Here is a 21250-nt window from a genome sequence, read left to right on the forward strand (position 1 = left end):
GCAAACATCTAAATCACATGATTCAAAAACTGCTGGACAGCGGACTTCACTGGGAAAAAAAAGAATTCGGAAGGTATGGGTTTCTGAAGACTTCAGGAAGTATTGATACTGATATTTATTTTGTGGAAAAAGGCAGTGTCCGCATTTTTATGATGGATGAGAATGAAGAAAGGATCATCCGGTTTGGTTATACCGGTAATATTATTGTTTCTCTGGATTCTTTTCTGTCCGGAAAGCCTTCTGAGCTGTATATTCAGGCGATAAAGAAAACAACGGTCCGGATAGCTTCAAAGAAAGATTTCTATGAATTTATAGGGTCTTCCGGAGAAAATCTTAAGTTCTGGAATTCTATTTTGGAAGATCTCGTCCTGCAGCAGATGGAGCGGGAAAAAGACCTGCTGATCAGCTCTCCGAAAGAACGCTTTGAAAGGGTATTGAAAAGAAGCCCGAAACTTTTCCAGGAAGTTCCGAATAAATATATTGCCAACTACCTCAGAATGTCTCCCGAGACCCTATCCAGATTAAAAAAATCTTGAGTTCAGTCAAGATTTAAGAAATGAACAATGCTGAAATTTGCATAAAAATCATCAATGAAAATTTATTCCCTACAATTGCTGGACGAACTGAAAACACTGGTTCAGGAACATATACAATATGCGCAGGATCTTTTGAAAGAATCTGATGAACGGCTTAATTCCAGGGTTTCCGATAACAGCTGGAGCGTCCTGGAATGCTTTGAACATCTTAACCGTTACGGAGATTTTTATATCCCGGAAATCAGCAGGAGCATTTCTTCCTCCAAAACATCCTCAGTTCCTTTTTTTAAACCCGGAATTCTGGGAAATTACTTCGCTGAAAGCATGCGGCCAAAGGAAAAATTAAATAAAATGAAAACCCTTAAAAGCATGAATCCCATCAACAGTAAGTTGAACAGACATGTGATAGAAGAATTTATTCGGCAGCAGAAACAAATCGTAGAATTATTGGAAAAAGCAGGAAATGCAGATCTTAATAAAGTCAAAACCGGGATCAGTATTTCGAAATTAATCAGGCTGAAACTGGGCGATACCTTTCGCTTTGTTATTTACCATAATGCAAGGCATATTCAACAGGCGGAAAGGGTTTTGAAGAATCTTTAAAGTTTCCGGAAATAGATTCCACATATTTATTAATTTTAACCTGAGTTGGTTTAAGGAATTTAAAATTAACAGGATGGAAGCTGGAAGAAGGGAGAAGGAAGTTAATATAGCATCAATATTTTCCCTTTGAAAGGGCTAGTAACAAACTTGTATAATTTACTTTATAGCCTTTTTATTGACCAGGTTTTTGACAATAATATTGTGCTTGGGTAAGTCTGAAAGGAATGTTTTGTTGTGAATGTACCAAAGGTCCCGTATAAAAACAGAAGAATAAAGCTTGCTTTTTTCAACATTATGGTGGGATTAGTAATTAAAATTCTGAACTAAAAATTACCCTTTATTCTTATATTACAAAAAAGGTTGAAAATACTTGTCCATTTTTCGGTTGCAGAGCAGACCGTATTCTTATTAATTTTATCAAAAAAAGAAAAAATGACAAATATTCAGATTTTTAAGGAACTGCATATCCAGGATGAACCACTATTATTAGGAACTGTATGGAATGCCCAAAGTGCTAAAGGATATCAGAAACTGGGCTATAAAGCATTAGCGACCTCCAGTTCTGCAGTAGCCCACAGTTTGGGTTATGAAGATGGAGAGGAAATGAGCTTTGATGAATATTTCTATATTGTGGAAAGAATACTGAAATCGGTAGATGTACCTTTGTCCGTAGACCTGGAGGGTGGGTATGGACATACATCTGATGAGATCGTATCGAATATTTCAAAATTAGCAGCCATTGGTGTTGTAGGTATTAATATCGAAGACAGTGTAATCATTGATGGAAGCAGGAAGTTACTGACCCAAGAACAGCTCTATGAAAAATTGAAGCCGATTATTTCAGAACTGAAAAAGAATACTGTTGAAATTTTTATCAATTTAAGGACAGATCCGTTTTTATTAGGAATAGAAAACCCTGTTGACGAAACCTTACAAAGAATCATAATTTTTGAAGAATTGGGAGTGGATGGAATTTTCGTTCCCTGCATTACCTCTGAAAATGATATTGAAACCATCGTGAATGCCACCGGAATTCCTGTTAATGTAATGTGCATGCCTGAATTACCCGATTTTGCAACATTAAAAAGATTAGGAGTCAAAAGAATTTCTTCTGGTAATTTTTTAAATGATTATATTTATAATTCTTTAGAAGCAGCAGGCCGTGAGGTTCTTCTAAAACAAAGTTTTTTACCAGTTTTTGTGCAGTGATGAAACTTACGGAAGATAGAATGTATCAGGCCTCTCTTGATAAGGATTCCACATTTGAGGGAACTTACTGGATGGCTGTAAAAACGACAGGAATATTCTGCCGGCCAACCTGTACTGCCCGGAAGCCTAAAAGAGAAAATGTAGAATTCTTTTTAAATACAGCAGAAGCCATTCAAAATGGATACAGGCCTTGTAAAATTTGTAAACCGCTTGAAAAATTAAACGAAACCCCATCTTATATCAGGGAATTGCTGAATGAATTGCTGCGTGATGAAACTTTAAAAATTAAAGATGCCGATCTGCTAACGAGAAATATTGAACCTGTAACGGTTCGGCGTTGGTTTTTAAAGAACCATGGGATTACTTTTCAGGCATTTCAGAGAAAGCTGAGGATGAATAAGGCATTTAAAAAAATAAAAGACGGGGAAAGCATCATAGAAACTGTATTAGATTCAGGATACGAAAGCCTGAGCGGATTTAATGAACGTTTTAAAAATATTGTAGGTGTTTCACCGGGAAATATAAAAGGACAGGGAATAATTGATCTTAAAAGAATTGAAACTCCACTGGGAACCATGTTTGCCTGTGCAGTAGAGGAAGGAATCTGTCTGCTTGAATTTACTGACCGGAAAAATATGGACAGGCAATTTATATCACTGTCCAGAGCTTTGCAGGCCGAGATTGTTCAGGGAGAAAATAAACACTTTAAACAGCTGGAAGATGAATTACAGGAATATTTTGAAGGCAAAAGACAGTCCTTTGATGTTCCCCTTTACATAACAGGAACCGAATTCCAGGAAAAGGTATGGCAGCTCCTGCGTGAAATTCCGATGGGGGAGACCAGAACCTACAAACAGCAGTCTGAGTTCTTGGGAAATCCTAAGGCAATACGTGCGGTGGGAACAGCAAACGGCATCAATAAAATTGCGATTCTGATACCCTGCCACAGGGTCATCGGCTCAAACGGAGAGCTGGTGGGTTATGCGGGAGGAATCTGGAGAAAGCAAAAATTATTGGAACTGGAGAAGGCTATTTTGTTTTGATTTTTGTAATTTTAGGCAAAAATTTACACGTGAAAAAGTTACTATTTGCACTATGCATATCAGCTTCGGCTTTAAGTTTTGCGCAGGATTACTCAGTACCGGCAGCAAGTCCGCGTCAGAAGGTAGAACAGCAGTTTTCAATGTCTAAAATTACCATTGATTACGGAAGACCGGGAGTGAAGGGACGTAAGATCTTCGGAGAACTGGTTCCTTACGGACAGGTTTGGAGAGCAGGAGCGAACTCATCTACAAAAATTACATTCGGACAGTCTGTGAATTTCGGTGGGAAAATAGTTCCGGCCGGAACGTACGGTCTGTTTATTGTTCCTACAGAGAAAGAATGGAAAGTGATTCTTAATAAAGATTTCCAGCAGTGGGGTGCTTATACCTACGATCCGAAACAGGATGTGGTAGACGTTACGGTACCTGTAAATAAATTAGTCGATAAGCAGGAATGGTTTGAAATCACGCTAAATCCTACCGATGAGAATTCAGGAAACCTGGTGATCAAATGGGATATGGCTCAGGCGGAAGTGGCTTTAAAACCAGCAAAACCGGATGCCGTAATCAAGATTTCCGATAAACTGAAAGAGATTAAGAAAATAGAATCTGACGCTGCAAAAAGCAAAAGCTAAATAATGAAATTTTCAATACAACCTGTTCTTGAAACAGAGGAATACCAATTAATCCCCTTACAGCAAGGGGATTTTGAGTCTTTATACGAAGTAGCTTCGGATCCCCGGGTCTGGGAGCAGCACCCCAACAAAGACCGTTATAAAAGAGATGTTTTCGAAAGCTTTTTTAAAGGAGCCATGGAAAGTGAAGGAGCATTTAAGATCGTTGAGAAATCATCCGGTGATGTGTTGGGAAGCACCCGCTTTTACAATTTTGATGAAGCTGAAAACCGTATTTTCATAGGATATACATTTTACGGAACGAAATCCTGGGGAAAAGGGATCAATCCTAAAGTGAAGAAAATGATGCTCGATTATATCTTCCAGTTTGTAGATAAAGTGCATTTTCACATTGGAAAAGAGAATTTCCGTTCGCAGATTGCTTTGGAAAGGATTGGCGGGGAGAAAATCGCAGAAGAGGAAGTGGCTTATTACGCGGAGCCCACCAGAACCAATTTCGTCTACGAAATAAAAAAAGAGAATCATTTATGAAAAAATATAAGATCCAGCAATCGCCGTTTGTAGTTCCTACTAAGGACGGAAAACTGATTGAAGAACACTGGGGAAATTCCACAGGGAACTCCAACGTTTCTGTGGCTCATATGGTGGCGCCTCCCAATTGGAGTGAACCGCACCAGACTCCGGAGTTTGACGAATTTACCCTGATTATTTCCGGAAAGAAACAATTTGAAATAGACGGTGAAGTGGTCATTCTTGAAAAAGGACAAAGTATTCTCATAGAAAAAGGAGCAAGAGTACGTTACAGCAATCCTTTTCCGGATGACTGTGAGTATGTTTCCATCTGCCTTCCGGCGTTTTCTATAGATTTGGTGAACAGGGAAGAGGAGGAAGTTTGAGGGTTCTAGTGTTTTAGAGTTTTAGAGAAAAAGCCTGTACAATAAAGCTTTTAAGCCAATTTTAATTGGGCGCGCTCAGGATTATTGTATATTCATGCATTAAAATAATTTATAATTTATCCATATGAAAGCCATTAATTATATTTTAATACTGTTCTTCAGTACCGGATGTTCTGCCCAGCGTTATGAATTAATTAAAGCGATTCATACAACAGATCTTGGAGGAGTAAGAGGGTCCCGATCAGAAAACTTTCAGATCAGCATAAAGAACATTTCAAAAATGGAACCCAGATATTTACTGGTAGGAAGTGTAAAAATACCCCTAAAAAAAGAAAGTAAAAACAATATATTATATCTGCATGGAACCTATCAGCCAGAATCTCCTGATCACATCACCGTAAATGAAGATGGTACAGCAAAAAATTCCGAAAGAAACCACGTTTTTGACCTACAGAGGGCATATCTGGTTTCTGAAAATGTAAAAAACAAAAAATTGGTAAAGCAAAAAATAAACTTTAGCAATAAAAACAATGATCGAAATAATTAAAATTACAGAATTATAAGAATAAAAATCCAAACAATTGCTTTTATTGTTAAAAAATAACATTTAACTCGTAATATTTAAAAAATTCATATTTTTTCATCTAAAAATGAATAGTATATGAATGTAAAATTAATTTTCGGAATAGGGTTCACTATAGCCTCATTGTATTTAAATGCACAGGAAGTGCCAAAAAACACGGGAAGTAAGGGATCAAAAATTAACAAAAAATACCTGAAACACATTCAGGACATCACCAACGCATATCAAAAGAATGTGCAGTTCGCTAAGGAACATAATCAAAAACCACCAGATGAATATTATTTGCAGGATTTCATTGCCACAATGGATCCTGAAACCGGAACCGTTCACAATAAAAATTATATAGATCTTGAAAAAAAGGTCGAAAACGGTAAATTCCGGGCTGGTAAAGGCTTAAAAATATTCAATGGTGCCAACAATGGCCAGGCTAACAAGAATATTACCAATCTCTGGGTAGAAAGAGGCCCTTATGATACCGGAGGAAGAGTAAGGGGCATCATGTTTGACCCTAATGATCCTACTGGTAAAAAAGTGTGGGCAGGCGGTGTTTCCGGAGGATTATGGTACAATAATGATATCACCAATGCCAGTTCTGAATGGACTCTTGTAGACGCATTTTGGTCTAACACCACCGTATCATGCATTACGTCGGATCCTAATAATCCCCAGATTTTTTATGTTGGAACCGGAGAGGTAGAAACGGGAGATTTCAGTGGTCTAGGCATCTGGAAAACAACTAATGGTGGAGCTACATGGCAGCATATATTCAATACGGAGAGCGGATATGCTTCCAATGGAGTAAAAAAGGGAAATTATAATATCCCTGCCATCAAAGTGGTCAATAATAATGGAGTCTCTGAAGTATATGCAGGCGTTGCGGGAACCTATTTTGGAGATGCCGCTACATTCGTAGGGCTAAATGAAGCCGGATTGTACAAATCTACTGACGGGACAAATTTTACCTTAGTGAACAGTCTTCTTACTACCGCTACCAGAGGATATGATATTCAAGATATTGAAGTCGGGGCAGATAATTCCATATGGATTGCCACAAGACGAAGCAGCTTCAGCAATTCTACTTCCGGTGGAAGAATTTTTAAATCTACCGATCATGGGGCCACTTTTAACAACGTTTATAATGTGGGGAACAATAGTGCAAGGGTTATGGTAGAAGTTTCCAGCACCAATCCTTTAAAGGCTTATGCATTAATGCAGGGGGCAACCAGTTCGGAGCCTATTAGAATAGCTAAAACAACAGACGGTGGGACTACATGGATTTCCACTAATACTGCCGGATCAGGGATCACTCTGCCCAATCCTGTAGACACAGGCCAGCCGGATAATGATTTTACGAGAGGTCAGGCATTTTATGATCTGGTCATTGAAACCGATCCGGCTAATGATGACCACGTTTATGTAGGAGGAATAGATTCTTATAAAAGCACAGATGGCGGCGCAACGTGGACCCAGTATACCAAGTGGTCCAATAATAATGTATTGGGTTCTACTAATATTTCGATAGTACATGCAGACCAGCATGCACTGGTTTTTAATCCCAAAAATCCCAACCAGTTCGTAATGGGAAATGATGGGGGTATTTTCTTTGCCCCGGATAAAAATAATCTTGCCAGTACAACTGCTGTGGGAATGAGAAATAAAAGATTTAATGTGACGCAATTCTATCACGGAACTTTAAACCCTTCGGCCTCATCTGCCAATGAAAACATGATTCTCGGTGCTCAGGACAACGGCACGAAAAGGCTTTCAGGGGCTATTTTAGCCAATAACTTCTACAATAGTTCGGAAGTATATGGTGGCGATGGGGCGTATACGGCTTTTGATGATCAGGATAGATATCATATTGCATCGTATGTAAATAATTATCATATTATTTTTAATTCACAGGGATCCTATTATCTTCTGGCTACTGCCGCTCAAAGAGACGCGGGTCAGTTTATAAATCCCCTTGCTGTAGACAGGAATCTGGATATTGCCTATACTAATGCCAATGCATCAAGCTCAACGTCTATTGTATTAAACAGAATAAGCGGTCTTGCCAGTTTACCATTAAGCCTTGTAAGATCCCAGATCACTATTGCAACGGTGGCAGCAGGTGAGTTTGTTACCGATATTTTTGTTTCTCCATATACCACTGCAAGCTCAACCCTTTTCATTGGTTTGTCTTCAGGAAAGCTATACAAGGTGACCAATGCTAATGCAACGCACAGTACTTCGACTATCAATTATAATTTTGGAGGATATATTTCGGATATTAAACTGGGAGCTTCTGAAAATGAGATCATGGTCACTGTTTCCAATTTCAATAAAACAAGTGTATTTTACAGTACAGATGGTGGAACAACCTGGGTTTCCAAAGAGGGAAATCTTCCTGATATTCCCGTAAAAGCTATTTTTATGAATCCTCTGGACAATAATGAGGTTATTCTGGGAACTTATTACGGAGTATGGGGTACTTCTGATTTCCAGGCTTCTTCACCTACCTGGGCTCTCTACTCTGACGGCTTGGGAAAATTTAAAGTTAATCATTTTGATTACCGTCCGTCTGATAAAACCATTTTAGCAGTGACTTACGGAAGAGGGGCTTTCACGACCAAGGTAACCAACCCGGCTTTGTCTACCAGCAATGTCCAGAATAATCTTATGAAAAATCAGGTATATCCTAATCCGACGAGAGGACCGATTCACGTAAAGTTCGAAAATGGAAAAACCGTTGATATTGAAATTTATGATGCTTCCGGCAGACTGGTTATGACAAAAAAGAATATAAAATCCGATGAAGAATTTAATATTGAGATTCTGGGGAAAGGAGATTATGTTTTAAAGGCCCTTCAGAATGGAACCATGATTCACACGGCTGTGATTGTAAGAAAATAATAAATACTTTTTAAAAATAAAGCAGCAAGGTAAGCCCGTCTTATCTTGTTGTTTTTAATATTTATAATTGATGAAAAAAAAATACATATTCGTATTGTCGTTAGGAATGATTGGGTTTGTAAATGCTCAGGAGGATGAAAAAGATATTGACGAAATAGAAATCCATGCAAGAGCAAAAGTTATAAAAGAACGTGAAGAATTTAAAAAGCACGCACAGTCTACAGAAATCATTTCTGAATATGAAATCAACCGTAACAATCCCGCATTTATCGAACAGAGCCTTAGTACTATGGCAGGTGTGCAGGTGGAAAAAAGAACACAGCTGGGCGGTCAGAGAATTGTATTGAGAGGTTATGGAAACGATCAGAAATTTAATAACTGGGGGATCAAAATGTATCTGAATAACATTCCTCTTACCGGTGCAGACGGAGTAACTGTTCTTGATGACGTCAATTTCGGTTTAATCAACCATATAGATGTCATAAAAGGTCCTGCAGCAACATTATACGGTGGCGGTTCAGGAGGTGCTGTAAGGCTGTATATAAAACCGGAAACCCAGGAAGGAACTTCTGTTTCCGAACAATTCAATACCGGATCTTTTGGTCTGTTTCAAAGTTCTACTTCGGCTTCCAGTGTCGGAAAGAATCACGCTTTAACGGCCAATTTCACCCATATTGGCAGTGACGGATACCGTCCTCATGGAAAAAGCATTAAGAACTTCTACAATATTAACGGTGAATTTAAACTGAACCAGAATCAAACCATCACTGTATTGGCTTCTCATGGGAATTCTCTGGAACAGGTGTCCGGGCAGATCTCTTATGAAGATTATTACAACGGCATTGATAATGGAAATTTAGCGTACATCAGAAGAGGGGCAAAGACCAAATTTATTACTTCCAGGGCAGGAGTGGGCCATATCTGGAAAATCAGTGAAGACTTCAGTAACCATACTACCGTGTTTTATACCGGCACTTCGGGTGACCGGATCGCAGCAGGTGCTTATGAAACTTCTTCCGCTTCCAATTATGGTCTCAGGTCTGTTTTTGTATTCAAAAAAGACTGGGAGTATTTCAAAAGCCAGACGGAATTCGGAATTGAAATCCAACAGTCTCATTCTACCATTACCAATTATCGTTTCAAAAGTGTAAAAATAACGGATCCGCCGATCTTAAAACCTGCATATGATGGTTCCTACTTTAAATACGTTAATGATCAGGCTAATTATTTTGCTGTAGAAAAGATTACTTATAAGCCTTGGGATCTGATGTTTTTGGCAGGAGTCAGTATCAATCAGATCAGCTATAACAGAAAAGATCTGTTCGCTATTCCCGGACTATTCTTAATAAACGGCACCAATTTTTATAATAAGGATCTGTCTTTTGATAAAAAATTTAAGGCCGTGGCAACCCCTCATTTTGCATTACAAAAGACATGGAAAAATCAGATTTTTAACCTCAGCTACAGTGAAGGATATAATGCACCGACTTCTGCTACATCTTTTACAACGGGGCTTAATGCAACCAATGATGATCTTATTGCAGAAAAGGCAAAAATGTGGGATTTCAGCATTCAGGGATTGATAGGAAACACTTCTATAGATTATCAGTTCTCATTGTTCAATATTAATATTAAAGACAAGCTGACCCAATTGCGGGGTACAATGAACAATCCGGAACGGACACCTTATTCTTATTGGGCCAATACAGGAGATCAGAAAAATAAAGGCCTTGAAATGAGTGGGGGATACACCTATACACCTAAAAATTCCTTCATAGATAAAATACAACCTTTTATAAGTTATACCTACAGCAATTTTAAGTATTCCAGGTTCAGCACCTATCTGAAGGAGCATGCAATGCCTGCTGCCGTAAACCTTTATGATAACAAAAATGTAGTAGGGGTTCCAAAAACAAAACTGTCGGTAGGAATAGATTTCGATACCAAAATAGGGCTTTATTGGCAGAATACATACAGTTTTATGGGCAGTGTGTACACAGATTTTGCCAATTCAAATAAGGTGAAAAGTTTTGGACTGCTAAACTCCAAAATTGGCTACAAACATACCTTTAATAAATTTGATGTAGATCTATTTGTAATAGGGAATAATTTAACCAATCAGATCAATTATACTTTTCTTTTTTATGGAAACAGTATTAATGATACTGATATGGATAACCAGTATAACAATTCTGCTGTTTATACTGATGTTAATCCAGGTCCAGCCAAAGCTTATTTCTTTACAGGATTTAATGTAAAGTATAATTTTTAAAACTTTGGTAAATTTCCCTTTTTTTCGAATATTAAAAAAAATCAAACATTTAAATGTTTGATTTTTAATTGTATACAGGGTAAACTTAGCATCCACCCGGCATGACCGAAATATTACCAACAAACGTATTTTAGATCTTTCATGCTGAGTTCGGATAGAAAATCTGCGAACAGAAGTTCATGAAGCATATTCCAATTAACTCTAAGTATCTGTCGATTCCAATCATCACATCATCAAATTCCCACATCAGCACATCATCACTTATTTCAAAACCTCTTTCAGGAACATCAGCGTGTGGTTCCATGCTCTTTTTGCCATCACTTCATTATAATCCGGGGATTTCGGGTCTGTAAAGGTATGTTTTGAATGTGCGTAAGTAATGATCTGCCAGTCGGCGTTGCCTTCGTTCATTTCTTTGATGAGGTTATTGTAATCTTCCGGAGTAACGCCTTTATCATCGGCGGGATTTTCAACCAGGATTTTCGTCGCTATAGGTCCGTTTTTTCTGGTCTGATCCTTCCCGATACTTCCGTGAATAGAAACAGCACCCACTACAGGAAGGCTTCCTCTGGCGGATTCAAGTGCGCCCGTTCCTCCAAAACAGTAACCGATGACAGCAATTTTATCAGCGATCGCCCCGTTTTTCTTCAATTGTTCCAAAGCTAAAGAGATGCGTTTCTGGTAGGCATCATAGTTTTGCTTATAATATCCAGATGCTTTACCGGCGGAAGCATTATCGGCCGGGATATTTCCTTCCCCGTAAATATCTGCAATAAAGGCGATGTAGCCTTGCTTTTCCAGTTCTGTGGCGGCTGTTTTAGCCTCATCATCTATTCCTTTCCAGGCAGGAAGGATCAGGACGCCCGGAAGTTTTTTTCCTGCATTGGACGTGACCATCCCATTCAGTTTCTGTGAGCCGTCCTGATAGGCAACGGTTTTAAGTTTTTGTCCGAATACTGTTCCGGTACTTATAAGGCATGCGGTTAATAAAAGGGTACGTATCATATTTTGTTATTTTGTAGGTCATTAAAGGGTTTTGCGGCCAAAAATTAATAACATGTTTTCGTAAGGCTTGCACAGGATCAATAAAAATCCCCAACTAAATTACTGAAAATAAATTAGATGGGGAATTTATTAAGATCAACAGGATGGAAGCAGGAAGCTGGAGGATAGGAGTTACTATTATACCGATTACTTCTCACAGTAATTATCAAAATAACTGATCAAATCTACTGAGAAGATAACAAGAAGATAACAAGGGGTCTGGTATAAGTTTTACAACCTGAATAACTTCCCTCTTCCAGCCTCTGACTTCCTTACCTGATCAGGATCAAGTATCCTGAATTATACAAGTATCTTTATTTTGTTGCAAGATATTTTAATGCTTCGTCGATCACCCGGTCCACGAATGTAGTAGGGCTGTTTTTCATTTGCTGTAATTCTGCATCCGTAGGCGGAGTCAGATAGATGTCAGGTTGTATACCGATTCCTTCAATCACATTTCCGTTGGCATCTTTTGCGGCCATTAACGGCATATAGAACTCAAGAATACCGCCGGCCACCAGATCTCTGGTGCCGCCGTTGAAATCATCAGGCCCGCCGAGTCCTGCCGTGGCGCCCGCGCTGTAATCTCCCATTGAGATCACATGGGCTCCCTGGCTTTTCAGCATTAAAGTGGTCATTTCAGACATACTGGCGCTGCCTTTATCCGTTAAGATAACAGTCGGAATATTTTTAGGAATTCCGAACAGGTGAGGTTTGGTCTGCACAGGAACCCATGGGGTATAATTGTACTGTCCGTTTCCTTCCTTGGTTCTCTGATAATAGGCTATTGCATTTTTGGTAATAAAACGGTCCGAGAAAAAGCGTGCATCCACTACCGCTCCGCCGCCATTGCTTCTTAAATCGATAATGATCTTTTTAATATCTCCGTTACGAAGAGGATTTAAGAACTTTTTATAAAATGGCGCTCTTGATAAAATGCTGTTGGCTGCCGTCTGAAACTGGGGCAGGTTATATCCGTATTTTGCATGCTCATCCATTTTTTGCATAAACCACTGGATATAAGGAAGGGTTTCATTCGTTAATACAGGGGTATATGTTGAGGAAAGGTTATATTTTACAAGGTTATTGGACTGGGTTAACGTTTGCTGCGTCAGAGTTAAAAACTGGTCTGATAATACTTCAGTTCCTTTAAAATTCTTGATTTGTTCATTAAATGATTTGATATCAATAGAATTTGGAAAAGAGTTCCACTGGTTTAAAATATTAACCGTAAAATCTCTTACCTGGTTTCTTGTCGTTACATTGGCGATAGCGTTCAGTTCAGCGCTGCTTTCAATAGCTGCCGGGGTAAGAACCAGGTTATTACCGGGATCAGGGCTAAGGTATTTGTCCAGAAGGTTAATTTTCATAGCAGAAGACAGTCCGAAACTTTTAAAGCTGAAATAATAGACGCCGGGATTCGCTTTTAAATTTCCTGCAAGCAGAAAATTGTTGCTTAAAAGAGCTCCATCCTCAAGCCTGTCCTTCATATAGCCATATTTACTGTCAAAAGGATATGTGTTCGGGCCCTTGGTTTTCATGCCTCCATAAAATGTATAGGTAATGGAAATTCCCGCTTTTGTGTAGGGCATTTTTATTTTTACATTAAAATGGCGGTCAATAATAGGATCTACGATTTCTGTGAAATATTGCCGTGCTTTTTCGGCATCAGCCTGGTAATCCGCATCGGTGGCACCGGAATTTGGGGTGTAAGATTTCAGGGCTTCAAACTTCGGATAATAGACTTTGTAAACGGTGTTCCAGTCCATGCCATCGTTTCTTTTCTGCTCATAAAAGTAATTATAGCGCTGATCCATAACCTTCCAGAAGATTTCGAAAAGATCTGCGTAGGATCTTACGTCACTGCTTGTATATCGGTTGGCTTCAGTAATGGATTCACTTTCTTCAAGACATGAGTTAAATGTTCCTGAAGCTAAAAAAAGCATTAAGCCTAAGGTGATTAATTTCTTTTTCATATGTATTGATTTAGGATTAATTGAATTTATAAGAAGCTCCCACAGATATCATATATGATCGGATGGTTGCTTTTTGATTTTTATCTTCATTATCTTTATTAATGTCCGAAAGCCCATGCTGATAGGAGTATGAGCCATACACATTGAATTTCTTAAAAGAATAACCCACCTGCGCTTTTCCGGTAAGGCCGTACATCCATCGGTTAAGCTGGTTTTCATTTTTCTCAAAGTCATAGGTATCCTGTACTTCCGTGTAGTTGAATGTCCCGTTTTCCTGAAGCTCGCCAAATACAGGATATCTGCCTTTCCTTTTCATGCTGAGCCAGTAATCGGAGTACATTCCACCTTCCACTTTAAGCCATACTCCTGTAGTTTCATATGGATTGTTTAAAATATAGGCCCCCACGGTCAAAGGAATGTTCAGAAAGTTATTGGTGTGCCGGGTATACCATCCTGTGCGGCTTCCGGTTCTTTCAAACTGATAGTTTTTCTGCTGAAGGCCAATGCCGGTAGAAACAAAAAATGTTTTCCATACCATATATTCTCCGGATAAATTGACCCCGAAACCGGGACGGGTGGTATATTTTGAGTCCACAAGATTGGAAAGGTCTGCATGCAGGATGCTGGAGGTATAGCCCCCATCAATACCTACATTAAAGTGATGCTTTTGCGCAAAAATACAGGTGCTGAGCAGGAAAAGTAACAGACTGCCGGTCCGGCATAATTTGTTTTTCATAAGATGAATTTTAAAATTTTGTCAGAGACGAAAATAATGAAAAATACTTATGAATTTATAAGAAAATTATGGTTAATAGGTTGAAATTATTTTATTTATATGATTTTTGTTGGATTTTTTTTATTAAATTTTATAATTTGTTGTAATATTTAAAAATGGAAATACATTTTGAAAAAAAATCTCAATCAGCAGTTAGGTATTTGTAGAATAATATTTAAATGAAAAATTTAATGAATTTTTATGCCCAAATCACTGAGTTCCTGTTCCAGATTGGTATCCGGGTTGATTTTAATGGTAGTAAAACCTAAAGAACGCGCCATTTCAATATTTCTGGGATTGTCATCAATAAATACAGATTCATCTGCCAGTAAATTGTATCTTTCAAGAAGAACGTGCCAGATTTTAGGGTCCGGTTTAATCAGCTTTTCCGTCCCGGAAACTACAATTTTCCCGTTAAAAATCCTGAAGAAATCATAATTTTCCAATGCGTAGGGGAAAGTCTCCTCAGACCAGTTGGTCAGTCCGAACAACTGATACTCTGTTTTTTCCAGACGCCTTAAAATATCCACATTTTGAGGAATATCACTTTTCAGCATCACGGTCCAGTTATCATAATAAGCTCTGAGTTCCTTTTCCCATTCCGGGAATTTTTTCACCTGGATTTCGGTGCCCTCTGCCAGACTTCTGCCGCGGTCCTGCTCTTCGTTCCATTCAGATTGGGCAATATGTTCCAGGAAGTACTCCATTTTTTCATCGTCATTGAAATAATCTTTGAAAAAATACCTCGGGTCCCAATCCATTAATACGCCGCCAAAATCGAAGATGATATTTTTAATTTTCATGTGTCTTTTTAAACTTGTGTAAATTTATTATTTTTCTTTTGTGCCAGGCTCTGAAGCCATAAAAGTTTTCAATTTATTAATCTCTGTTCTTGAGAGAATCAATCTCGCAGATTTTTCAGATGATGCAGATCTTTTTATCATTAAACCCTGTTATATTCAATAGTTTTAACAAAAATAAAAATCAATCTGGCTTCAGCCAAAACATAAAGCAAAGCTCACCTTAATATTCTTAAAACCTTAAACCCTTAATGGTTCAAAATTTCCCCGAATAAAAATCTTTGATTTTTTCCAAAGCTTAGGTGTACTTTATATACAATGTATTTAGCTTTAAAATAACTAAAGTGTTTCAAAAAACTTTTGCATCTTTTGTGGTTAAAAAACTATTCAGGTTTATAAAAAAGATACTGCTCATTTTCATAATAGGCATTAATGTGCTGCAGCCCATTTGTAAGGATAATTTCCTTAGCCCCGATGATGGAATTATACCTTGCCGTCTGTTCAAACGTTTTCTCTGTCAGCTTAATTTGTGGTGCCTTGCATTCAATCAGGATAATGGGCTCTGTTTTCTCCGTCACCAGAAGGTCTATTCTTTTGGTAAGGCCGTTCAGGAGGATCTTTCTTTCAGTAATAAGGGCAGAGGGAGAGTAGGCTTTTACGGTCAGATAATAGTGTACCCAATGCTGCCTCACCCATTCTTCGGGGGTAAGGAGAAGGTAAGTTTTGCGGACTAAGTCATAAATAAAAAACTTATCTTTGTCTTTCTTGAATTTAAAATCAAAAGTTTCCTGAAAATTCAGTTTTGGAAGTTCCATTTATAAGATGAAAGAATTAGATTTAATCCTCAAAAATATTAAAAATAAAGAAGTTTTACCTATTTATTTTTTTCACGGAGAAGAACCTTACTTTATTGATGCGGCTGTAAAAGCCCTTGAACACGACTTTCTGGAGGAAGATGAAAAGGCTTTTAACCAAACCGTGGTGTACGGAAAAGATACTTCCTATCAGGAGATCCTTTCCCTGGCCAGGCAGTTCCCGATGATGGGAGACAAGCAGGTGATCATCGTAAAGGAAGCCCAGGATCTGAAATTCAATGAAGAGGAAAACCGTGTTCTGGAAACCTATGTAGACAATCCGGTTCCCTCTACCGTGCTGGTTTTCGCCCACAAACATAAAAAACTGGACAGCAGGAAAAAAGCCACCAAAGCATTAGACAAAGCCAAAGCCCTATTCCTGAGCGAATCCGTAAGAGATACCAACCTTCCCAAATGGATCGCAGATGAATGTGCACAGCTGAAGATCAAAACAGCTCCTAATATTTCACACCTTCTCGCAGAATACCTTGGAAACGACCTTTCAAGGATCGCCAACGAACTGAATAAACTGAAGATTATCCTTAAAGAAGGGGAAGTACTGGATGGAACAATTGTAGAAAACCATATCGGAATCAGTAAAGAATACAATGTGTTCGAGCTTCAGAAGGCTTTGGGAACGAAAAATGCCAATGCAGCATTTAAGATTGCCCATTTTATGGGTAAAAACCCGAAGAACAATCCTTTTGTGATGATGCTGGCCAATCTTTACAGCTACTTTTCCAATGTCATCATCTACCAGACCATGGCCGGGCAGCCGCCACAGGTGATTGCTTCGCAAATGGGTGTGAATCCTTATTTCATCAAGGACTATGCGGAAAGTGCAAGGCTTTATCCGTTAAAACATGCCACAAGGGTCATTTCTATTCTGAGGGAATTTGATATGAAAGGAAAAGGTCTTGGAGCTGTGAATATGGGTGAGGCGGAGTTGATCAAGGAGATGGTGTACAAGATCATCAATGTAGATAAGATTAAAATGAAAGTGTGATTGAGTGGGAGAGTATTAGAGTGTGAGGGTTTTCAGTAAAGAAATCATATCAGACCTCTTAATGCGGGGCCTGCAGCTTGCACCCCAACTTCATCACTCATTCATCGACAATCCACATATTTCATATTGACAAGTATCATTAAAAATACTTTAATAAAACAGTAAAAATTACGAAATTAGCGGACTGAATAAAAATTCTTTGAACAAGTAAATTTATGGAGCAAAACATTTTAGATTGTGTGATCGTTGGATCCGGACCTTCTGGTTTCACAGCAGCAATTTATGCGGCAAGAGCAGATTTAAAACCTGAACTGTATACAGGTTTGGAACCGGGCGGACAATTAACAACAACTACGGAAGTAGACAACTTTCCGGGATATCCGGCAGGGATTACAGGGCCTGAAATGATGATGGATCTGCAGAAGCAGGCGGAAAGATTCGATACTAAAGTTCATTACGAAATGATCACCAAAGCCGAGTTCTCCAAAGAAAACGGCGGTGTTCACAAATTATACGCAGGAAATAAAGAAATCCTGGCCAAAACCGTAATTATCTCCACCGGAGCTACAGCCAAATATCTGGGCCTGGATGACGAGAAAAAATATGCAGGCGGCGGTGTTTCCGCATGTGCTACCTGCGATGGTTTCTTCTACAGAGGAAAAGACGTAGTGGTAGTAGGAGCAGGAGATACGGCAGCAGAAGAAGCTACTTATCTTGCCAAGCTTACCAAAAAGGTAACTATGCTGGTAAGAAAAGACGTCTTCAGAGCGTCCAAAGCCATGATCCACAGAGTAGAAAACACCCCGAATATTGAAGTGAAGTTCAATCATGAGCTGATCGGTATTGAAGGAGAGAACAGCCTTGTGGAAAGAGCTTTGATCATCAACAATCAGACTCAGGAAAAATCTACCGTTGACGTGGAAGGGATCTTCATCGCCATCGGCCACAAACCAAATACAGATATCTTCGCAGGGCAAATTGACCTTGACGAAAACGGATACATCGTTACGGAAAAAGGATCTACCAGAACCAATCTTCCGGGCGTATTTGCGGCAGGAGATGTTCAGGATCATATCTACAGACAGGCGATTACAGCGGCAGGAAGCGGTTGTATGGCGGCTATGGATGCAGAGAAATACCTTGCTGAATTACATTAAGATCCGGCAGTTTATCATACAGAGCGTACCCTTGGGTGCGCTTTTTTATTTTACGGTAACCCATTTGTCATTGCGAGGGGCGAAGCGACGAAGAAATCTCTTTACACAATTTGGAATTTTAAACCACAAAAGATGTAAAAGTTTTTTTGAAACACTTTAGTTATTTTTAAGTTAAATACCTTGCGCATAAAAGTACACTTAAGCTTTTACAAAATCAAAGATTTTTCTCTTTACATGCTGCAGAATTTTAACCACAAAAGTCACAAAAGTTTTTTGGACACTTTAGTTATTTTAAAGTTAAATACCTTGCGCATAAAAAGTACACCTAAGTTTCAATGAAAATCTTTGATTTTCTGCTTATGTGTTCCATGCATTAAACTTTTGTGACTTTTGTGGTAAAATAAATAAACGCACTCATCTGTGAAAATCTGTGGCATCCGTGGGTTCTGTACAGATTTCGGAGGTTGATAAAATGTCTCCGGGATGTTACGGAGCACCCTTAGCTGTTTCCCAAAGCATCTACAGGTGGTCCGGAAATTCCTCCGGCTGGTTTAAAACTAGTGCCGGCCACTTGCTGAAGTGGTTTTGGGTAGTTTCAAATACCCGTTGGGTAGTTCATGAACTGTCTGCACCCGGTTTGGAACCGGCTGTACCTACTTATTGAAGTGGTTTTACCCCCTTGCCTAAGGGGGTATGGGAGGTTTGGAACCACCTGCGGACACTTGTGAAAATAGCTGCGGGCACTGCGGGACCGGGCACAGGGACTTTTGGGACTATAAAAAGCAAAAACTGCTTCGGTGGGAAGCAGTTAGTTGTATTATAATAATTTGTTTTATAGCCTTATTTACGGGATTTCAGTTTCTCGTTTTCCTTTTTCAGATCGTCTATCTGCTGTTTGAGCAGGGCAATATATTCCTGCTGGTTTTCTAAGATATAATCAGGGATGTTGTAATGAGTATTCATAAACGGCCCTGAATTGGTTGATGAATCATTAAAATTGACTGTATTGCCCGTTTTTCTCTCTTCTTTAATATCTTCTACCTTAACGTCTAAAGCTTTGGCCAGCTTTTCCCACTCATCATCAAAAATTCTCACATCACCGCTTTCTTTACGGCTGTAGTTTGATACATCAGTAGCGATAATATTAGACATATACTCCTGCGTATAGCCTCTTTGTTTTCTTAAAGTTCTTAGCTTTTCCATAGGGTGGGGCGTGTTTTTACAAATATAGAAAAAATGTATACAGCTTGTGTACACTTATTATATAAAGAAATGATTTCTTTTAGAATATATGTAACAAGTAATTACTGCGGAAAATAAATTCTTACATTTGATAATAAGTAATTTTGTAAAACTTATGAATATTAATACACTAGAGTATCAGAGGTCAATAAATAATGAACTTGATACATTCAAAAATAGGGTAAGAAACTTAATTGCGGATGCTAATTGGGGAGAAGATGGCCGCTATAAAGAAGAGAAACTAAAATCAATACTAAAAAGTAAGTTGCCCCTTAACTTATCTGTTGGAACTGGTTTTATCTTAAATTACACCACTCCGACTGAAAGTATAGTATCAAAGCAAATTGACATTTTGGTATACGATAATGATCAACCACCAATCCTTAAAGAAGGAGATTTTGTAATTGTGACACAAAGTTGTGTTAGAGCAATTATTGAAGTGAAGTCAAACATATTATCAAGTCGTACTGATAAAAGAGGCTTATTAAAGATAGTTGAAAATTATAATAGCTCAATTGTAAGATTTCCCAATCTTGCGAGGACAGACAATAATAGGATTTTTAGAGGCTTAATTTCATTTGACTATAAAGGTCCTATTAATTCTTCAATCATTGATGAATCAGTAAGGTTGTCAAGAGGGGTTATTAATCATTTTTCATTAGGAGGAAATATTTTTATTAGACATTGGGTGAATGGCGAGGATTTAGATCCTCCTATTAATGCCGATTGTAGATCAAATTTTTATAATATTTATGGTTTAGAGGAATTGTCTCATGCATATTTTATTTCTAATCTTATTCATATGACTACTAATACTGATCTCTCGGATAGATATTTTATGGACTTTCCAATTGAAGGAAGTAAAGAAACAAAAAGAAATCGAACTATTTGTTTATAAAATTAAATGCCAAAAGTTTAAGCTTTCGAAATTAACATATTACCACTAAAACTCATACTGCATAACCGAAAATTCCAAGGTAGCAGTTGATTAGTTATTCAGCTATACTAAAACAAATTTCTTAAATTTAGCTTCAATCAAAAATCATGGAACAAAAAATCATAAAAATCACTCACGTTACCGGAACCTACACCATTGAAATCCAAAATGGAAAACTCAATGAAATGAAAACCCAGCTGGACAAATGCCTGAATGACGAGCAGGGCGCCATTGTGGTGAAGGGAGAAGACGGAGATCAGTTCGTATATCCGGCAGATCTTTTAAAAAACAGCTTCATTGCTATAGTAGACAGGGAATAGCCGGAACGTGTGGGGAAAATAATTCCCCTGATTTTAAGTCTATTATTAAGCTTTGTTAAAATTTCTTCTATGAAAGTTTTGCAGAACTGTAAAATCGTTTTATATTTGCACCACTGAAAACGACGGTATAGCCGTTATTCAGGAGAGTTGGCAGAGTGGTCGATTGCGGCAGTCTTGAAAACTGTTGACTGTAACAGGTCCGGGGGTTCGAATCCCTCACTCTCCGCAAAAAAATCCTTAGAATCAATGATTTTAAGGATTTTTTATTTCTAAATGCTTCTATGATTTGTCATCTGATTGACTGTAAAATTTTTCTCTTCAAAACTCACTCAAAATATTACCATCTGATATCTCCAACCTCCAAAAAATACGGTTCAATCTTATAAATTGGAACGCGAATCTGTATTTAAGGTTTTTATTATCAGTCAGTTAAATGGTTTTCGTGAAATAGGTTCATATTTATCCTG

22 protein-coding genes and 1 tRNA gene are annotated in these 21250 nt (G+C 38.3%); 16 read left to right on the plus strand and 7 right to left on the minus strand.

The features are described from left to right. The first annotated feature begins 17 nt into the window (after positions 1 to 17). The 10 genes from B7E04_RS11665 (at position 18) to B7E04_RS11710 (ending at position 10672) form a co-directional block, all read left to right on the plus strand. The gene (locus B7E04_RS11665) at positions 18 to 536 is read left to right on the plus strand and encodes a Crp/Fnr family transcriptional regulator (protein WP_080778816.1); all 519 of its coding nucleotides are present in this window, start codon (positions 18 to 20) and stop codon (positions 534 to 536) included. Positions 537 to 590: 54 nt separating this feature from the next. Next, a complete protein-coding gene (locus B7E04_RS11670) occupies positions 591 to 1139 on the plus strand; it encodes a DinB family protein (RefSeq protein ID WP_080778817.1) in 549 nt (182 codons plus the stop codon). Between the two features lie 432 nt (positions 1140 to 1571). Next, a complete protein-coding gene (locus tag B7E04_RS11675) occupies positions 1572 to 2348 on the plus strand; it encodes an isocitrate lyase/PEP mutase family protein (RefSeq protein WP_080780666.1) in 777 nt (258 codons plus the stop codon). Beyond that, entirely contained in the window at positions 2348 to 3391 is a 1044-nt protein-coding gene (locus B7E04_RS22615; protein ID WP_080778818.1) for a bifunctional transcriptional activator/DNA repair enzyme AdaA, read from the plus strand. Before B7E04_RS11675 ends, B7E04_RS22615 begins: the two co-directional genes overlap by 1 nt. A 29-nt stretch (positions 3392 to 3420) precedes the next feature. Further along, a complete protein-coding gene (locus B7E04_RS11685; protein WP_080780667.1) occupies positions 3421 to 4026 on the plus strand; it encodes a DUF2911 domain-containing protein in 606 nt (201 codons plus the stop codon). Positions 4027 to 4029: 3 nt separating this feature from the next. Further along, positions 4030 to 4557, plus strand: a complete 528-nt coding sequence (locus B7E04_RS11690; protein ID WP_080778819.1) for a GNAT family N-acetyltransferase — start codon at positions 4030 to 4032, stop codon at positions 4555 to 4557. Next, positions 4554 to 4922, plus strand: coding sequence for a cupin domain-containing protein (locus tag B7E04_RS11695; protein ID WP_080778820.1), 369 nt, complete (start codon positions 4554 to 4556; stop codon positions 4920 to 4922). Before B7E04_RS11690 ends, B7E04_RS11695 begins: the two co-directional genes overlap by 4 nt. A gap of 124 nt (positions 4923 to 5046) precedes the next feature. Then, a complete protein-coding gene (locus tag B7E04_RS11700; RefSeq protein WP_080778821.1) occupies positions 5047 to 5469 on the plus strand; it encodes a hypothetical protein in 423 nt (140 codons plus the stop codon). Positions 5470 to 5583: 114 nt separating this feature from the next. Beyond that, the gene (locus B7E04_RS11705; protein ID WP_080778822.1) at positions 5584 to 8400 is read left to right on the plus strand and encodes a T9SS type A sorting domain-containing protein; all 2817 of its coding nucleotides are present in this window, start codon (positions 5584 to 5586) and stop codon (positions 8398 to 8400) included. Positions 8401 to 8470: 70 nt separating this feature from the next. Continuing rightward, entirely contained in the window at positions 8471 to 10672 is a 2202-nt protein-coding gene (locus B7E04_RS11710) for a TonB-dependent receptor (RefSeq protein WP_080778823.1), read from the plus strand. Between the two features lie 139 nt (positions 10673 to 10811). Here B7E04_RS11710 and B7E04_RS22170 read toward each other — a convergent pair whose 3' ends face one another. The 6 genes from B7E04_RS22170 to B7E04_RS11735 all read right to left on the minus strand — a co-directional run bounded on the left by B7E04_RS22170 (position 10812) and on the right by B7E04_RS11735 (position 16082). Continuing rightward, on the minus strand, positions 10812 to 10976 hold the full coding sequence (locus tag B7E04_RS22170) for a hypothetical protein (protein ID WP_165439417.1): 165 nt from the start codon (positions 10974 to 10976) through the stop codon (positions 10812 to 10814). Next, a complete protein-coding gene (locus tag B7E04_RS11715) occupies positions 10934 to 11677 on the minus strand; it encodes a dienelactone hydrolase family protein (protein ID WP_080778824.1) in 744 nt (247 codons plus the stop codon). The genes B7E04_RS22170 and B7E04_RS11715 overlap by 43 nt, the downstream gene beginning before the upstream one ends. A 353-nt stretch (positions 11678 to 12030) precedes the next feature. Further along, complete coding sequence (locus tag B7E04_RS11720) at positions 12031 to 13692, minus strand: S41 family peptidase (RefSeq protein ID WP_080778825.1); 1662 nt, start codon at positions 13690 to 13692, stop codon at positions 12031 to 12033. 16 nt (positions 13693 to 13708) lie between these two features. After that, the gene (locus B7E04_RS11725) at positions 13709 to 14428 is read right to left on the minus strand and encodes an outer membrane beta-barrel protein (RefSeq protein ID WP_080778826.1); all 720 of its coding nucleotides are present in this window, start codon (positions 14426 to 14428) and stop codon (positions 13709 to 13711) included. A gap of 227 nt (positions 14429 to 14655) precedes the next feature. Further along, the gene (locus B7E04_RS11730) at positions 14656 to 15270 is read right to left on the minus strand and encodes an HAD family hydrolase (protein WP_080778827.1); all 615 of its coding nucleotides are present in this window, start codon (positions 15268 to 15270) and stop codon (positions 14656 to 14658) included. 380 nt (positions 15271 to 15650) lie between these two features. Beyond that, a complete protein-coding gene (locus B7E04_RS11735) occupies positions 15651 to 16082 on the minus strand; it encodes a type I restriction enzyme HsdR N-terminal domain-containing protein (RefSeq protein WP_080778828.1) in 432 nt (143 codons plus the stop codon). A 7-nt stretch (positions 16083 to 16089) separates the two neighbouring features. Here B7E04_RS11735 and holA point away from each other — a divergent pair, with 7 nt between their 5' ends. The 3 genes from holA to B7E04_RS11750 all read left to right on the plus strand — a co-directional run bounded on the left by holA (position 16090) and on the right by B7E04_RS11750 (position 18948). After that, on the plus strand, positions 16090 to 17127 hold the full coding sequence (gene holA, locus B7E04_RS11740; protein ID WP_080778829.1) for a DNA polymerase III subunit delta: 1038 nt from the start codon (positions 16090 to 16092) through the stop codon (positions 17125 to 17127). Positions 17128 to 17342: 215 nt separating this feature from the next. Then, positions 17343 to 18284, plus strand: a complete 942-nt coding sequence (gene trxB / locus B7E04_RS11745; protein ID WP_080778830.1) for a thioredoxin-disulfide reductase — start codon at positions 17343 to 17345, stop codon at positions 18282 to 18284. 430 nt (positions 18285 to 18714) lie between these two features. Further along, positions 18715 to 18948 (plus strand): hypothetical protein, encoded by a 234-nt coding sequence (locus B7E04_RS11750; RefSeq protein WP_139785387.1) that lies wholly within the window; start codon positions 18715 to 18717, stop codon positions 18946 to 18948. 176 nt (positions 18949 to 19124) lie between these two features. On the opposite strand, the gene B7E04_RS11755 is transcribed toward B7E04_RS11750, so the two are convergent. Beyond that, a complete protein-coding gene (locus B7E04_RS11755; protein WP_080778832.1) occupies positions 19125 to 19487 on the minus strand; it encodes a helix-turn-helix domain-containing protein in 363 nt (120 codons plus the stop codon). Positions 19488 to 19641: 154 nt separating this feature from the next. On the opposite strand from B7E04_RS11755, the gene B7E04_RS11760 reads away from it, so the two are divergent. From B7E04_RS11760 to B7E04_RS11770, 3 genes are all read left to right on the plus strand, one after another. Next, positions 19642 to 20424 carry a DUF6602 domain-containing protein gene (locus tag B7E04_RS11760; protein WP_080778833.1) on the plus strand — a complete coding sequence of 261 codons (783 nt, stop codon included), beginning with the start codon at positions 19642 to 19644 and terminating at the stop codon, positions 20422 to 20424. Positions 20425 to 20570: 146 nt separating this feature from the next. Beyond that, complete coding sequence (locus B7E04_RS11765) at positions 20571 to 20783, plus strand: hypothetical protein (protein ID WP_062652387.1); 213 nt, start codon at positions 20571 to 20573, stop codon at positions 20781 to 20783. Between the two features lie 141 nt (positions 20784 to 20924). Next, positions 20925 to 21009: transfer RNA gene (locus tag B7E04_RS11770), tRNA-Ser, on the plus strand. Positions 21010 to 21250 lie beyond the last annotated feature (241 nt).

Origin of the sequence: Chryseobacterium phocaeense (assembly GCF_900169075.1) — a bacterium.
Taxonomy (GTDB): Bacteria; Bacteroidota; Bacteroidia; order Flavobacteriales; family Weeksellaceae; genus Chryseobacterium; species Chryseobacterium phocaeense.